Origin of the sequence: Acinetobacter sp., from assembly GCF_036659555.1 — a bacterium.
Classification (GTDB): Bacteria; Pseudomonadota; Gammaproteobacteria; order Pseudomonadales; family Moraxellaceae; genus Acinetobacter.
Map to the genome: position 1 here is coordinate 15,506 of NZ_JAVXCI010000022.1, position 16,027 is coordinate 31,532.

Here is a 16,027-nt window from a genome sequence, read left to right on the forward strand (position 1 = left end):
GACCCCCTTAAGGCGATATTTTTACTTTTATCGGAACAATCGAAGTGTCCGCTGTGCTGACCTGAATATCTGCATAAGTTACGTCTACTGTTCCGGCAGCGACCCCATTGTTCTGATTGCCGGAGCCGTCTCTCGCTGTGACGCTGAACGTTTCTTTTTTTACCGAACAGACCGCCTGCACGCTTGAGCCGGCAACATCCACCTGCACGGTATGCGTTCCCACCGCTTTGCTGCTGCACTGCCCAGTGTTTTCCAGCTGCTGGCGGAACTGGTTAACTGTATATAAATGAATATTCTGATCGCGGTGAATGACCGCTGTGCGGCCGGCAATATAAGCCGCGCCCAGGCCAATAATCGCCATCATTACAATTGAAACCAGCACCTCGATCAGCGTAATCCCCTGCTGATGCGCCCGATGCTGCATTTTTCTATAAGGCACCTGCTGCATTTGTACCTCCACTTGCTGTTATTGTGTAGACATTGCAATCTGCAGTGAGCACATAAGCATTATTATTCAGCGGAATTTTATTGTTGCACGCTGTGGAGAGCGTCACCGTAACCGTGGGTTCAATCGCGGACTGCAAGACAATTGAGTCAGCGGCGCTGTCATCTTTATTTCTGACCGTCATGGTTTTAGAAGTATTGTCGACAATTAAGACCGCAGCCGGCGCTGTGCCGTCAATTTTCACGGCATTCGGGTTGCGGATCGCCTCATTTCTTGCGCGGCTATACGCTTCCAGAAACAGCTTTTCAGTTTTGGTGATTTGCGCATTGGCCACCCATGCCCGCCCCAGCGGCAAAGCGGACATCGCCAAAATTGCAATCAGCGCGACCGTGACCAGAAGCTCTATGAGGGTGATCCCCCGCGGCAGGCTTACCATGACGATAATCCGCCGCAGCCTGAACCGCCGCTAATGGTTCGTATGTTCTTATTGCTCAGCGTTAAATTGCATCCTGCATTCCGCCCTTTGCCTGTTGCGGTAAGCGTATAGGATGTGGCCGCGGCATTTGCGGTATAGTCAAAAGTGTCGGTTTCCGCCGGCTGCCATGCGCTTGCATATTCCTGCGTTTTTGCTGTAGAAACAGTCGGATTCACAGCAGGCACGGGGTAGCTTAGATTGCGCTGATACAGGCTTTCAATGACCAAGCCCAGCGCAACCAGATCCGCTCCTGCGCTGCGGGCTTTAGACTTGGTAATATAGCCTGAATACATCGGCATGGCGATCATTGCCAGAATCGCAATAATCACAACAGTCACCATGAGTTCCAGCAGCGTAAACCCCGCACTGGAAAATCTAATAATTTTTGCTTGCTTTTTAGTCATATTATTGCTCAAGCAGTTGTTGTTATTGTTCAAAATCTAGCATAATAAAAATCAAATTAGTGTTGTCAAAAAACACACCCATCCGCAGCTGAATTAAAAAATATTATTATTTGGAAAGCATTATCATTTAATAAAAATAATCATCTGTTCTGATAAAAAACTTCAGCACATTCCGGAAATTTATACCGCTATTTAAACTTAAAATTTATTTGTTTTTATTTTCAAGTGAATAAAAAAACAGCTGTCACAAATAAAAAAGCCGCCTTGCTGACGCCGGAAATATGGCCAGCCCAAGCATTATTTTTCAACCCACACTTTCTTAATTATTTAATTGGCATAAATGCTCAAATACAGTTTTTCTGCGCAATCTTCCCTTACAAGAAATAACGAATAGAAAACAAGCCGGCATTTACCGCTGCCGGACAGCCATAAAAAAGAGCAACTGCCTGAGGCAATTGCTCCTGTCTATTTTAAAATCAAAAACTTAATGTAGCTTACTTCGTAAAAGGGAATGCATATTTCACAATACGCTTCAGCACACTGCCGTACTGCTTCACCAAACTGGCGTTGTTATAATTCAGGCCGTATTTTTCACATACTGCCTGCACTTTCGGCGCCATTTTGCGGTAGCGGCGCGCAGGAACATCCGGGTACAAATGATGCTCAATCTGATGGCTTAAATGGCCAGTCAAAATATGAAAGGCTTCTGAGCCGGTCAAGTTGGATGAACCGCGGATCTGGCGCATATACCAGTGGCCGCGGCTTTCATTCTGCAGCACGGTTTTCGGAAAGACTTCTACATCCTTGGTGAAATGGCCGCAGAAAATAATGCTGAATGTCCACATATTGCGGATCCCATTCGCAACCAAATTGCCCGTAAAAACCGGCAATGCTGCCGGGCCGGCAATCAGCGGGAAAAATACATAATCTTTAAACAGCTGCTTAGAGATTTTTTTCTGCAATGGCATCCATTCTTTTTTCAGTTCCGCCTTAGACTTGCGCCCAAACCAGACTTTGCCGATTTCAAGGTTCTGAATGGCCACGCCCCACTGGAACAGCAGGCAGAACGGAATGCTGTAAATCGGCTGCAGCAGAAAGCCCGGCTTCCAGCGCTGCTCCGGAAATAAGCGCACCAGGCCATAGCCGATATCATCATCCATGCCTTTAATGTTGGTATAGGTATGGTGCTTGTAATTATGCGTTTGGCGCCAGTTATCCGCCGTACCGACAATATCCCACTCATAGCTTGGGCCGTTGAACTTAGGGTCATTCATCCAGTCGTACTGGCCATGCATGACATTGTGCCCCAGCTCCATGTTTTCCATAATCTTGGCAAAGCTGAGCAACCCTGTGCCCAGCACCCACGCCGGCGGGAACCAGCCTGCGAACAGCAGCGCGCGGCCGGCCAGGGAAGAATAGCGGACAGCTGAATAGACACGGCGGATGTACTTGGCGTCTTTTTCACCGATATCATCCACAACTTCCTGCCGGATGGCATCCAATTCGCGGGCCAGTTCGTCTAAATCGGCCTGAGTCAGCTCGCGGTTCTTTGGATTTTTAAAATATTGCAGTTTTACAGGCATGTTCATGAATATTGTCCTACCTTATAAATCAATGATGAGATCAGTCTGCGCTGAATTGACACAAAGCTTAAGCAAGTTGCCCGGTTCGGCATGCTGTGCGCCGTTCACTAAATTTCTGGTTGTGCCTTCGGCTTTTTTGCAGACGCACTTGTTGCAAATGCCCATGCGGCAGCCATGTTCCGGCTTAATATTCTGCTGTTCCAGGCTGACTAAAATGGACTGGCCTTTAGGAATGCTGACGACTTTATTGGATTTGGCCAGCGTGACATTCACAAAGCCGATGTCATCCACTGGCGCAAGGTTCATGCTGAAGGCTTCACTTTGAAATGCCTGCGCGGACTGCGCAAACAGCTCTTCGGCTTTGGCTGCGAAGCCAGCCGGTCCGCATGCATATACGGTGCTGCCGGCCAGATCTGCGATCTGTGAGGCATGGGCTTCGTTCAAGCGCGCATCCGCTTCAGCGCCTTGCGTATAGAAAATTTTGAATGTGAAATTTGCATGCAGTTCCGCAAGCCTTTCAAAATGCGCTTTGAACGCCGCGTCTTCATGATGCTTAACCCAGTACAGCAGCTGCACAGGCTGTGTGCGCATTTGATCTGTTTTGCTCAGGGCTTTTAACAGGCTGAACATCGGGGTAATGCCGCTGCCGGCTGCCAGCAGCACCAGCGGGCCATTCTGCGCCGGCACAGCCATTTCGCCAAAAGGCAGGCCGAACTCAATAATATCGCCCGCCTTGGCCTGTTCCGCCAGCCAAGTGCTGGCTTTGCCTGCAGTAACTTTTTTTGCGCTGAGCAGCACATGCTGCCTGTCCAACTGGGTCAGGCTGTAGGTGCGTTCATAGCGCACGCCATCAACCGTAATGAATACCGGATGATGCTGCCCCGCCTGGCCAAATTTGAAATGCCGGTTGACCTGCAAAGTCAGGCTGACCATATCCGCAGCCGCCATTTCCTTCTGTACAACCTTGCCCAGCGCCTGATTGCTAGACCACAGCGGGTTGAACTTCTGCAGCCAGAAATTTACTGCATTCAAGTCGACCACGCTTTCTGTAAAGAAACTGAAGGGCTGTTTTGTTTTTTGAAGTGCATGCATAGCAGAGACATCTCATCGCAATTTTTAATTATTATACACATGTATATATATTTGTATATATATTCGTACATTTAATCTAAACCCGACAAAAGCTGTAAGCTTCCGCGATAATATGTTAAGGTTTACAATTCCTTGAAAAATATGACTCGGTCTGCATTGAAAGCGAATCTAGGCACCATGCTCCAACCTCAAACTGTCCCTGAAACAGCAGCTGTCCGCACAGTCGGCCGCAAAGCTACAATTACAAAAGAAGAACTGTTTCAGGCAGCCCTGCATTTAATTGGCCCGCAAAAAAGCATTGCGTCTTTGAGCCTGCGTGAAGTTGCGCGTGAAGCCGGCATTGCGCCGAACAGCTTTTACCGCCATTTTAAAGATATTGATGAGCTGGCCATTGAGCTGATTGAGCGCTCCGGCCTGGCGTTGCGTAAAATCCTGCATGAAGCGCGCCTCAAGGCATCCAAGCAGAACAGCATTATCCGCAGTTCAGTGGAAGTGTTTATTGCCCAGCTGAATGTCGATGAAGGCAATTTAAGCCTGCTGCTGCGCGAAGGCTATACCGGTTCAGCATCGTACAAGCAGGCGGTTGAACGCCAGCTGAATTTTTTCCAGCAGGAACTGAAAGAAGACCTGATTGTTCTGGAAAGGCTCAACCAAAGCAAATTGGCGCATCCGGACATTGTCGCTAAAGGCATTACGCAGCTGGTTTTCAATATGGGCGCCAAAGTTATTGACTTGCCGCCGGAAGAACGCAAAGCCGTTGCAGAGCAAACCATGATCATGATCCGCATGATTCTGGAAGGCGCGCGCCATTTGGATGAAGCCAGAATCCGCTAAGCGCGTCAGGGCAGCTAGCTCAATAAGCCGATTTGCTTCGCCAGATGCACAGCTTTGGTGCGCGAATTGACTTGCAGTTTTTGATAAACTTTCTTGATATGCACATCAACTGTAAAGCGTGAAATATGTATTTTTTCGCTTATTTCACGGCTGCTGAAGCCGCTGGCTATGAAGTTCAGAATTTCCAGTTCACGGCTGGACAGGTTCGCCTGAATATTCGCATCCGCGCTGATTTCGGCCCGTCTTTGCGTCAGATGCAGCTTTTTTAAGATTTCTTTTGCAATGCCTGGATCAATAATTGCTTCGCCCTTGAGCATGGTGCGGATTGCGAACATCACTTCAACATCATCCCGCTCCTTTAAGACATAGCCTCTGGCGCCGACCGTCAGAGCTTTATAAATTGTCTCAATCGAGTTCCATGCAGATAAAACCATCACTGGAACATTTTGCTCATGCCTCTGGCGCAGGGACTGAATAAACTCTATGCCGCATCCATCCGGCAGATTCAAATCAACCAAAAATAAGCCGATCGTGTTCTGCTCATGAATCTGTTTAGCCTTTTCTATGGTTTGTGAAAAAAATAAATCATCATCCAGATAACCGAAAGTTTTCAGAATATTATGGATGCGCGCTTGAGCGCTTGGATCATCTTCCAGAATCAGTATTGGCTTAAGCAAAGGGCAATCCAAATTCAGCATTTTACTATCCGATATATTTTTTTATATTTTTCGCTATATTTTGTACAATTTCTATCCCTATAATTTGGGATTTATTGATTAGGCATTCGCTATTTTTTAGATGATTTTTAGCAGCTTAGTAAGCCAAAAGGCGGGAATTTAACTGAACGGCTTAAGCGGATTCACGCGCACCGCCATATTGCATCAATGATTGGGCCAGAAAAGCCACTTTTTCAAATCGAAACTTAATCAAAAAATATCAGGCCGCTGTTCAGCTCTTAGTTTTTATGCAGCGCAGCGGAGCAGAAATACTAAAAGCTGCACAGCCTTTAGTATTTCTTCAAGCAGTTTACTTGATTGGCAGTGTATCGTAGAAGCCTTCCAATACAGCAGCGCCTTCCAGCGGTTTAAAAACTAAAGCCCATTTGGTTGCATTGACAGCATTCGGGTAAATTGGCTTAACCTCCACCTCAAAGCAGTAATGCGTTCCAGCAACAACCTGCTCATAATAAGCCGTTAAGGTATATTCACAGCCCAGAAGCTTTGAAAAAACTTCATCAAATGTTTTCCATACCGGACTGTCCAACAGTGGAGTTTTCTTCGCACTCCAAGCGCCAACTGCATGATTCATAATATTTTCCTTGTTATCGTAATGCTTTATAAGCGTTAAATACTGCCTGATGGAATACTTAACTCTTATTCTTATAGTCATTTTAATTTTGCATGGACATACCTAAAAATAAGTATTTTGCATGCGGGCCGGAAATTTATTATATATACCTAAATTTAGGTATAGCTGAAACAGCATTGCAGCAGCATAGTTTCACTTACTATGATATAAATTAAAGCTGACAGCACATGCTCAAAATTAAAAATTTAGCTTTTTTAAGCGCAATACTCAGCTGCACGTTTACGCTTAACAGCTACGCTGACAACTGCACCGTTACGGCGCCAGTCACAAATGTCAATTTAAATTACGCTCAAGCCGGACGTGTATCTGCAGATTTTAAAAATTGTAAAAATCGGGTGCGCCCTTCTTTTCAATGGTCTAATCCCGCAGGCAATAATTCAGCCTTCCGTTTAGACGGCAAACCCGATGTTTATATTCCGGTCAGCTTCTTTTCCAGAATCGGAGGAGATTGGGATGGAAACTATCCTGTAATAGGCGCATCAATGACCGCCGCAAATGCTTATGCAGATTTCAACGTCCACTTCAACAGCTCAAGCCAAACCAAAAATCTGACCATGTATGCGGAACTTTCCTCCTCAGAATATAAAAATTTAGCTGCATATCCAGTCGGCACTTACAGGGCCAGCCTCACTTTCTCCGCGGCTGAATGGTAGCGCCATGTCATTCAATATTAAGGTTTTAGATTGTTAAGTTTTATCCGTCAGGCTGATGATAAAACGATGCGCCGAATGAATTCAAAATACCTAAATTTAGTTATTCCCTAAAAATCATTCAAACCTAAACTCAATCCTATATTTAACATTTTATAAATATATTTTTATTCACCTATAACAGGGCCCATTTTTTTGAGCATTGGGAAATTTAAAATATGCATTCACTATTCAAACTAACCAGCGCCTTGCTGCTTGGCGCAAGCGCTTTTGCAGCGCATGCCGCAACACAAAGTGTCACTGTACAGTATACATTGACTGTTCCAACCGCATGTACGCTTTCCAAAGCCGGCACTACCATTGCAAAATCCCTGCCTGTTGACAGCACACCTGTGAACGAAACATTCAGCGTCACCTGCAATGCGGATTATACAATTTCAGCTAAAACCAAGAACGCTTCCGGCGCTGTAAATACATCATATCTTCGCTATGCCGGCCCTCAGGGAAACACATTTCTTGTGTATCCAATCAGCTTATCCAGCCCTTTACGCAATGTTCCGGTTAATAATGCAGCGGGCACGAAAGTTACAGCAGGACTGTCCGCAACGCCTGAAACCTATACCTTAACGGCAAGTGCCCCAGTTTTTCCGCTGTCCTCATTACTTGCAGCAGACTACACCGACGAAGTTACGATTGAAATAGCCTATTAATTGATTTTATTAAGAAACATAAATTCATTTTATGTTTCTTAATTTATGTATTTTTTAAGCTATGCGGCCGCTGCAAAATATTTTAGCCGGCAATCCTGTCGTTGAACCGAACTAATTTTAAATAAATCATCTGAATTCATGAATAAATTAAATCTGCGCTGCTGAATATTTGGTTTATTTTGTTAAAAAAATCACATGCCGCCATCAAGCTTATTTATTTACCCGCAGGCCATTTTATACGCCAGAAAAGGCCAGCGGCTGTTTTGAAGCGCTTTGATTTTAAATTTATTTAAAGGGAAAAAAATAAATGCCTTCTATCTTGAACAAATTATCGTGCCTGCTTATTGCTTCAATCGGGGCTGTCAGCATCCCTGCACATGCTGATTTGTCTATTTTTCCAATCAAGCTTTTCATCACTGGCGATAATGGGCAGCGCACAACCACCATGAATGTGATTTCTTCAAATGAAGAACCGCCGCAAAGCTATGAAGTTAATGTATTCCGCTGGACGCAGGATAATCAAGGCCATGAAGTATTAACTCCCGATACAGAATTGATGGTCAATCCGCTTTCTTTTATGCTTGAACCGAACAGCAAGCGCATTATCCGCATGGGGTTTAAGCAGCCTATTGCGTCCATGCAGCTGCAGGAAGAAGCCGCTTGGCGGATCATATTTACCCCCCTTCCAAATGCCGAGAAAGCCAAAGGCTTAAAATACGCTTACAGTTTTAATGTTCCGTTATTTGCAGGCGCAAACTTTAAGCCTGAAATGTCTTTCCAGCTGGCTAAAAATAATAAAAATCAGCCGGTGCTGCTTGCAAAAAATTCAGGTACTGCCCATTTTCAAATCACGGGTTTGAAACTGCAGGATGCGGCTGGAAAAGATATTTTTAATTCCAAAGAACTTAAATATGTACTGCCGCATAAACAAGTTGCATTTGATTTAAATACACTAGCTGTTAAGCCTGATAAAAACCTTAAACTTATTGTCCAAACAGCAGGCTCTGAAACACTGCAATTTGACGTAGCGGAGTAATGACCATGCTGATCAGACAATTACGCAATATCCGTAAATCCCCGCCTGTGCTGATCCTGCTGCTGTGCTGCATTCAGTTAGAACATACGCAAGCGCAGGATGTTCCGGCTGCATCTGCAGCAAAGCCGCCTGTAAGCAGCCCAAATTCAGACAATTCAATTTTGGGACTTTGGATTAATGGTGTAGACCTGAAGCAGGATGCTTTTATTTTAAGGGAAAACAGCCAGACCTATATCGAATGCAGCCTTTTAAAAGGCGGATTTGTCGATATATCCAAATTTACCCATTTAAATAAAGACAATCTGCAATATTGTTTAATTGACCGCCCGGATATCAGCAGTCAAATGGATGAACAGCATCAATTATTCAAACTCAGCATTCCTGCGCAATATATGCTGGCGCAAAAGCTGTCATCCCGGCAGCCATACCTGCCGGATCTGCCCAATTTAGGCGGTTTTATAAACTACAATCTCTATTTTCAAGATGGAGATTTTAATAAGCAGGCAAATGCCTCTACAGATTTAAATCTCTTCTGGAAAAATATACTCTTCAACAGCAGCCATATTTTCCGGAAAAACTATAATAATGAACAGGCTAATTTCCAGGACAGCAGCCGTTTAAATACCTCATTGAGTTTTGAGTTTCCAAAACAGCTGAGCAGTTTAAAACTGGGCGATAATATCAGCACCCATACAGGCTTAAACCAGTCTTTCTATTTTGGCGGATTCAGCTTTGGCACCAACTTTACCAGCCGGCCCAATTATACCTATTGGAATACGCCCTCGATTGAAGGCAGCGCGCTGACTCAATCCAGCGTCGATTTAATTATTAACGGCGCGCAAGCCTATAATGCCAAGGTTAATCCGGGCCAGTTCAATATAGACAGCAATCTTGGCTTTAATGGCCTTGGCAATGCTGAAATTGTCGTAAAGGATATTTTAGGCAATACAACGGTCAAAAGCATACCGATCTTTGTCAATCAGCGCCTGCTGCGCCCCGGTTTGACGGATTATAATATTTCCGCCGGCAAGCTCCGCTATAACTATGCCTACGATGACAATGATTACCGCGACTGGTTCGGAAGCGCCTATATCCGCAAAGGCATCAGTTCATCCACAACATTAGGCGCTGTTGCCGACTACAGCAAAAAACTGGAAAGCGCCGGACTGCTATGGAGTCAGTATCTGTATAAGCTTGGCTTGCTGGAAGTGAATTCGTCCTACAGCCATGCAGATGACCTCGGTTTAGAAGGCTATACCGTCAATACTGAATTTAAGCGTGATACGCAATCGTACAGTATTGGCTTGCGCTCTCAGTATTACAGCCCAGAATTCCGCATGCTGGGTTTAGATGACTATACAGCCAGTTACCTGCCTAAGCAGGAAAACCAAATCTACTTATCCAGAAATCAAATTCCATTCATTAACAACTTATCGTTAAGCTATGTGGAAAGAAAATACCGAGAAGGCATTGACCGGCAGGATCAGCGGATTTTTAATTTAAGAACCAGCCAATCCCTCGCAAAAGGGCTTTTTGGCAGCTTCGGCGTGTCCTATGATGCTGAAAGCGGCGACCGCGCCAGCGTTGATTTAATGCTGAGCTATAACTTTGATGACAATAAACATTCTGTCACCTTCTCACAGCATGATGATGACGAGACCAGCCTGCAGTTCAACAAGTATTCTTATGAAAATACCGGTTTTGACTACACGATCGGCGCAAGCCGCTCACATGACGTATATTCCGGCAATCTCAGTACACGCTTTAAAACCAATGCCGGCGACTTGAATTTGCAGTATTTGCAAACAGATGATCAAAAATATTACACCGCAAGCTATATGGGGTCACTCGTTTGGCTGGGCAACCGCTTTGACCTGAGCAAATACATCAACAACAGCTTTTCTCTCGTCCGCTTAGAAAATGCGCCAAATATTGATGTGTACAGCAATGGCTCCCACATAGGAAAAACCGATAAAAATGGGGAAATTTTCAGCTACAATTTAACAGGCTATACCAAAAACAGCATTGCCTTTGATGAAAGTCAAATCGGCATTGATGCCAATATTGCCGAAACATTCCATACGTTTACGCCAATGAATCAGCGCGGTTACATCGTTGATTTTCCAATTAGAAATAATCAAAGCAGAGATGTAACCTTCAGGTTTGTTGATGCAAATCAGCAGGCTTTAGCCAGCGGCAGTGTGGTTCGTGTTTTAGGTATTCCAAATGGGAAATACCCGATTGCCAGCAGCAGTCTGGTGACTGTGTTCGGTTTAGCACCTCAGCATTATCCAATTGAAGTGCAGACTGCTGATGGCCTGTGCAAAAGCGAATTCACATTAAATGCGGATACGGACATTGGCAAGCCAATTACGCTCATCTGTAAGTAGCCCGCAAAATTGGCTTTAAAGGAGATTCTTAGGAATCTCCTTTTTATGCTTCCTGCAGGCGGATAATCTGCTGAACGCACTTCGCCGCAGCCTCCGGCTGCTCCAGCGGAAACATATGCCCGCCTTCGACCACGCTGAATTCAATGCCATAGCTTTTCTTCATGCCCTGCGGCAGGCCCTGCTTAAAGAAATGGCTTTGCTGCGCGGTAATCAAATGCACAGGCACATTTGGCGCTTTGCGCGGCGTCCGCCACCACCACGCCGGCACCGTGCGGAAAATCTGCGCTTCGGTTACTTTGGGAATAGTTAAGGTTACACCGCCCCTGCTGTGATCTTCCCTAATGCCATGCGCAAAGAAATCATCAAAGCACTGCGCATCAAAATGCTTGAATAGGCGGTTATTGCGCAATGACTGATAAGCCTTTTCCCGGTTTGGCCAATGGTCTTTGCGCTTCAGGGTGATGCCCGCTGGGGTGATCCTATCTGCAGCTTTCAGCTTTAATTTCTGCAGGCCTTCAAAAATCGCGGATTTGCCGCCAATCACAAAAGGCGGGTCCATGATCACCAGCTGCGAAAACAGCTCAGGGCGCTTATAGGCGCACATCAGCGTGACCAGAGAGCCGAAAGAATGCCCCAGGCCAATGACTTGCTGATTAGGAAACTGCTGCTGAATATCCTGAATCACTTGATCCACCAGATGCGTCCAGCGGTAAGTCACGGGAAATTCAGCGTTCATGCCGATCAGCGGAATCGCTTTCAAATTATAGCCGGCGCCAAAAGCCTGAAAAAACTTTTGATAGCTAGCGGATGGAATGCCGTTGGCATGGGTAAAATGTATCGGTTGAGTCATGCAGGAATACAGTCCGTCCTTGAATGCGTCCAGCCTATGCTGCAAAAGCGCTTTTGATAATTGCCATTCTGCGCTTATTGCTGAATGGCGAGTCACTCAGCCAGCAGAATAATGCCTGATGCCGGAATGCTTGTCCTATTTGGCCGACACGGCCAAATGCTGACTGGGCAGAAAAATGGCGCCACATGTGGCTTTATCGCCAGCAACGACCACAGCGCGCCCTTTTACTGTAACGGACAAGTCCGCCGCAACGGCAGCAACCGCCGTCTGGCACTTTGGACAGTAATGCTTCATGCCGTTCAAATGCACCGCAATGCCGTTAATGAGGAAGGAGCTGTCACATTCAGTTACGATGCCGCCATGCGATGTTGCCGAGCCGAGGGTAATGAGCGCTTTTGCCATAATTTTTATCATCTGCTGTTTATTTTTTAAGGCATTTTAACCGAAGCCGCGCCTTTGCTCCAGCACCCTCAGACGGTTTGCGGGCCTGGCCAGACAGACGCCTATGCAGCGGCCGCTGCTTGCGCCGCAATAAACAGGATTTTCATACGGTTAGCGATATAATGGCGGAAACGCAAGATATCCGCATTTGGAGCAAGCTTATGAGCGACGAGCAAAAGTCTGATTTATTTATTCAGCAGATTCAAAACGTGCTTCTGCATGACTGGGACCCGATCAATATCCGCAAAGATGCATCCATGCAGGATGAATATGACGCCTATATTGCCGACATTCTGGATATTCTGGAAAATGAGCAGGCGGCTGCTGCCGAAATTGCAGACTGCCTGCAGGCCATTGAGCATGACTATATGGGGCTGGCAAAGAATCCTGCCCGCGCAGAAAAAGCAGCCGGAAAAATTTGGCAATACTTTGAAGAATTTTTAGCCTGAGGCGCAGATGTGGCTAATCGACAGCTTTAACAATGCAGAACCTGAACGCCAAGTCAGCTTAAACCTGAATCAGCGCGCTGAACAGATTGTGCAGGACATTGTTCAGCACTGCCATGCCTATGATCCAGAGGTGCTGAGCGCTGCCGGCGAAGAGGCGGATTATGTTCTGCTGGCCATCCATCACATGCCATTTTGCGGCGTGGCCCTGCAGCAGCCGCGCATGCAGCATGTCCGCCCTGAACAGCTGGCAAGCCGGCATTATGTGCTGATCCAGCTGGACCGCGCGCATCCTGACCATGCAGCGCTGTCTGAAAAGTTTGACCTGCTCGGCGCCGACGTCAGCTTTGAAGATGCAGTGCAGCGCCTGCTGCATACCTATATGCTGATGCCAATGGATGAAAGCGATTAAAAAAAGCGCCCGGAGGCGCTTTCATTTTGCATGCTGCGGTTAAGGCTTAACCACCACCATCACCTGAATGGCTTCCGGCGTGACCGAAAGCCCGTCCAGCAGGCTTAGGCCTTCTTTCTGCAGTTTCTGCAGGCGGGTAATTTCATCTTCGCGGATGCTTGGATTGAACTGCTTCAAGTAAGTCAGGCGGTCAATTTCATACTGCCATTTGCTGCCGTACACTTCTTTAGCCTGCTGCTTGAAGTTCGGCAAAGCCGATTTGGCAATTTCCAAGGCTTGCGTGTAGCGCTCTTCAATCACATCACGGCGCGCTTTCACCACTTGGCGGCAGCTGTTGCTGTCTAAATGGTGCAGATACGGCTTGAGGATTTCCGGCGCAATCTTGACGGATAGATCCTGGCCTTTTTCGCTGAGCAAAACGCGGATCAGCTGCTGCGGCAGGCTTGAAGGCAAGTTCAAGGCTTTCGGCGCAATCACATCCACTTTAAACCAGACTTCAATCAGCACCGAACCCTGCGGCAACGCTGCAGATTTTAGAACGGCGACATTGGTGCTGCCGAAGCCTTGAGTATTGATCATTTCCATCACGCTTTCAGTGAATGGATGCTCCAGCGTCAGGTACTGCGCATCTTCGCGCACTTGCGCCTGATCGCGGTAGAAAGTTGCGGTCATGCCTTCTTCATCCAAAGTCAGGCCCTGAACCTGCATTTGGTCGGTCGGCTTAATGATTACCGTGCCGTTGCTCTGCTCATCAAAGTCAATGTTCGTGGCCGCCATAAAGCGCTTCATGAACATTGGCAATGTCGTATTGTCGTCGTAATCTTCCAGCGCCTGCACAATTTCCTGCGCCACGATTGGACGGCAGGAGTTGTATTCCAGCAGGCGGTCACGGCCAGCCTGCAGTTCCGCTTCCAGCGCTTCACGCTGCACCGAAACTTCTTCCAGCAGGTCTTCAAACTGCTGGCCCAAATCCGCCAGCAGGCAGTCTTTCAGGCCGACAATAAAGTTTTCCTGCAGGGTTTGCGCTGTTGGGGAGATATTGCTGAAAATATTCAGGCCTTCGTTATACCAGCGGAACATGCGCTCCTGCGCAGTGCCGGCCAAATACGGCACATGAATTTGAATGCGGTTTTCCTGGCCAATACGATCCAGACGGCCAATACGCTGTTCCAGCACATCCGGGTTTGCCGGCAAATCAAATAAAATCAGGTCAGAAGCAAACTGGAAGTTGCGCCCTTCAGAACCGATTTCTGAACACAGCAGAATCTGCGCGCCGTAAGATTCTTCAGCAAAGTAGGCCGCCGCCTGATCGCGCTCCAGCAGGCTCATGCCCTCATGGAACATTGCGGTGCGGATGCCTGCGTGCAGGCGCAATACATTTTCCAGCGCTTCAACCACCGGGCCGCTGCGCGCAATCAGCAGCACTTTCTTGTGCTTCAAGTCAGTGCGCAGTTTTTCCATCAGCCACATTACGCGCGGATCAGTTTCCATCCAGGCGCCGTCCAGCTGCGCTTCTTCCGGCCACATCTGCTCACGCAGCTTGCCGTCTCTAGACCAGTTTTCAGGCGCCGGCAATGGCGCCGGCTGGCAGTCGCGGCCCGGGAAGCCCTGAATCGCTTCGCGGGTATTGCGGAATAAAATCCGGCCGGTGCCGTGGCGGTCTAAAATTTCGTGAATCGCGCGGAAGCGCTGCTCAGGATTATCGTCAATACGCTGCCCAAGCAGCTGTTCCACCGCGTCTAAATGCGCAGCTTCCAGCGGCAGATCAGACATCAGCACTTCTGCAATTTTAGCGGTATGCTGGTACTTTTCTTCTTCATCCAGAAAACGCTCAAGCGAGCTGAAGCGCTGCGGGTCCAGCAGGCGCATGCGCGCAAAGTGGCTTTCCACGCCCAGCTGTTCCGGCGTTGCAGTCAGCAACAGCACGCCGGCTGTCTGCTGCGAGAGTTCTTCAACAAGGTCGTAACGGTCGTTGCCGCCTTCCTCTTCATTCCACATCAAATGATGCGCCTCATCAACCACCAGCAGGTCAAAGCCGGCTTCCAAAGCCTGCTCGCGCAGATCATCATGGTCAATCATCAAGTCAATGCTGGCAATAATGCGCTGTTCGGTTAAGAACGGATTCTGTTCCGGATCATGTTCTTTAATTGATGCAGTGCGGGTCAAATCAAACAATGAGAATTCAAGATTGAAGCGGCGGCGCATTTCAATCATCCACTGATACTGCAGCGAATCCGGCACCAGAATCAGGATGCGTTCAGAACGGCCGGTTTTCAGCTGCTGATGAATGATCAGGCCAGCTTCAATGGTTTTGCCCAAGCCGACTTCATCGGCCAGCAGCACGCGCGGCGCAAAACGCTTGCCGACTTCGTGCGCAATATACAGCTGATGCGGAATCAAGCCGACGCGCGAACCGACTAAGCCGCGCAAAGGGCTGGACTGCATATTGGCCTGCATCAGCAAAGACTCAATGCGCAGGTCATACCATTCTTTATAGTCAATCTGGCTGGCCAGCAGGCGGTCTAGGGGCTTAGACAGCTGAATGTTGGCGCCAATGCGGGTTTCATTTAAGGATTTGCGCTCTTCCGCGCCGTCATCTTTAGTGCGGATGACGTTATAGCGCAGCACGCCGCTGCGGTCTTCTGCGGATTCTACCGCCCAGATGACGCCTTCCTGATCCTGAACTTCATCGCCTGCATTAAATACGATGCGGGATAAAGGCGCATTGTGGCGCGCGTATACACGCGTTTCATCGCTCTTTGGGAATAAAATGCTGACCGATCGCTCATCTACATCAATTAGAACTCCTAATCCAAGCTCTGTTTCCGTGTCCGATAACCAACGTTGACCAATAGCAAACTGCTGCAATTTTTCCACCTTTATCTTAAGTA

The 16,027-nt window shown here is 47.4% G+C and carries 17 protein-coding genes; 7 read left to right on the forward strand and 10 right to left on the reverse strand.

The genetic code is table 11. The features are described 5' to 3' along the window. Positions 1–7 precede the first annotated feature (7 nt). The 5 genes from RSA72_RS04740 to RSA72_RS04760 form a co-directional block, all read right to left on the reverse strand. On the reverse strand, positions 8–448 hold the full coding sequence (locus tag RSA72_RS04740) for a PulJ/GspJ family protein (RefSeq protein WP_332622488.1): 441 nt from the start codon (positions 446–448) through the stop codon (positions 8–10). Beyond that, positions 429–881 (reverse strand): pilus assembly FimT family protein, encoded by a 453-nt coding sequence (locus RSA72_RS04745; RefSeq protein ID WP_332622486.1) that lies wholly within the window; start codon positions 879–881, stop codon positions 429–431. The genes RSA72_RS04740 and RSA72_RS04745 overlap by 20 nt, the downstream gene beginning before the upstream one ends. Then, positions 875–1,324, reverse strand: coding sequence for a type IV pilin protein (locus tag RSA72_RS04750; protein WP_332622485.1), 450 nt, complete (start codon positions 1,322–1,324; stop codon positions 875–877). The genes RSA72_RS04745 and RSA72_RS04750 overlap by 7 nt, the downstream gene beginning before the upstream one ends. A 494-nt stretch (positions 1,325–1,818) precedes the next feature. Further along, a complete protein-coding gene (locus RSA72_RS04755) occupies positions 1,819–2,913 on the reverse strand; it encodes a fatty acid desaturase family protein (RefSeq protein ID WP_332622484.1) in 1,095 nt (364 codons plus the stop codon). A 15-nt stretch (positions 2,914–2,928) separates the two neighbouring features. Next, entirely contained in the window at positions 2,929–3,999 is a 1,071-nt protein-coding gene (locus RSA72_RS04760) for a ferredoxin reductase (RefSeq protein ID WP_332632814.1), read from the reverse strand. Between the two features lie 141 nt (positions 4,000–4,140). Here RSA72_RS04760 and fabR point away from each other — a divergent pair, with 141 nt between their 5' ends. After that, complete coding sequence (gene fabR, locus RSA72_RS04765) at positions 4,141–4,833, forward strand: HTH-type transcriptional repressor FabR (protein ID WP_068910902.1); 693 nt, start codon at positions 4,141–4,143, stop codon at positions 4,831–4,833. A 14-nt stretch (positions 4,834–4,847) separates the two neighbouring features. Here fabR and RSA72_RS04770 read toward each other — a convergent pair whose 3' ends face one another. Continuing rightward, the gene (locus RSA72_RS04770; protein WP_332622481.1) at positions 4,848–5,510 is read right to left on the reverse strand and encodes a response regulator transcription factor; all 663 of its coding nucleotides are present in this window, start codon (positions 5,508–5,510) and stop codon (positions 4,848–4,850) included. Positions 5,511–5,859: 349 nt separating this feature from the next. Then, a complete protein-coding gene (locus tag RSA72_RS04775) occupies positions 5,860–6,141 on the reverse strand; it encodes a hypothetical protein (RefSeq protein ID WP_332622479.1) in 282 nt (93 codons plus the stop codon). Positions 6,142–6,368: 227 nt separating this feature from the next. Here RSA72_RS04775 and RSA72_RS04780 point away from each other — a divergent pair, with 227 nt between their 5' ends. The 4 genes from RSA72_RS04780 to RSA72_RS04795 all read left to right on the forward strand — a co-directional run bounded on the left by RSA72_RS04780 (position 6,369) and on the right by RSA72_RS04795 (position 10,987). After that, positions 6,369–6,854, forward strand: a complete 486-nt coding sequence (locus RSA72_RS04780) for a hypothetical protein (RefSeq protein WP_332622477.1) — start codon at positions 6,369–6,371, stop codon at positions 6,852–6,854. A gap of 215 nt (positions 6,855–7,069) precedes the next feature. Then, a complete protein-coding gene (locus tag RSA72_RS04785; protein WP_332622475.1) occupies positions 7,070–7,561 on the forward strand; it encodes a spore coat protein U domain-containing protein in 492 nt (163 codons plus the stop codon). 445 nt (positions 7,562–8,006) lie between these two features. Next, positions 8,007–8,597 carry a fimbrial biogenesis chaperone gene (locus tag RSA72_RS04790; RefSeq protein ID WP_332632816.1) on the forward strand — a complete coding sequence of 197 codons (591 nt, stop codon included), beginning with the start codon at positions 8,007–8,009 and terminating at the stop codon, positions 8,595–8,597. 5 nt (positions 8,598–8,602) lie between these two features. Further along, on the forward strand, positions 8,603–10,987 hold the full coding sequence (locus RSA72_RS04795; protein ID WP_332632818.1) for a fimbria/pilus outer membrane usher protein: 2,385 nt from the start codon (positions 8,603–8,605) through the stop codon (positions 10,985–10,987). 43 nt (positions 10,988–11,030) lie between these two features. Here RSA72_RS04795 and RSA72_RS04800 read toward each other — a convergent pair whose 3' ends face one another. Together RSA72_RS04800 and RSA72_RS04805 are read right to left on the reverse strand one after the other, a co-directional pair. Further along, positions 11,031–11,837: an alpha/beta fold hydrolase gene (locus RSA72_RS04800; RefSeq protein WP_332623625.1), complete on the reverse strand. Its 807-nt coding sequence runs from the start codon at positions 11,835–11,837 to the stop codon at positions 11,031–11,033. A 135-nt stretch (positions 11,838–11,972) separates the two neighbouring features. Then, positions 11,973–12,239, reverse strand: coding sequence for a PAAR domain-containing protein (locus tag RSA72_RS04805; protein ID WP_332623624.1), 267 nt, complete (start codon positions 12,237–12,239; stop codon positions 11,973–11,975). A gap of 200 nt (positions 12,240–12,439) precedes the next feature. On the opposite strand from RSA72_RS04805, the gene RSA72_RS04810 reads away from it, so the two are divergent. Further along, a complete protein-coding gene (locus RSA72_RS04810) occupies positions 12,440–12,727 on the forward strand; it encodes a hypothetical protein (protein WP_332623623.1) in 288 nt (95 codons plus the stop codon). 7 nt (positions 12,728–12,734) lie between these two features. Continuing rightward, positions 12,735–13,136, forward strand: a complete 402-nt coding sequence (locus RSA72_RS04815) for a hypothetical protein (protein WP_332623622.1) — start codon at positions 12,735–12,737, stop codon at positions 13,134–13,136. A gap of 39 nt (positions 13,137–13,175) precedes the next feature. Here the strand turns inward: RSA72_RS04815 and rapA are convergent, their stop codons facing one another. After that, positions 13,176–16,013, reverse strand: a complete 2,838-nt coding sequence (rapA, locus tag RSA72_RS04820) for an RNA polymerase-associated protein RapA (protein WP_332632820.1) — start codon at positions 16,011–16,013, stop codon at positions 13,176–13,178. Positions 16,014–16,027: the final 14 nt, after the last annotated feature.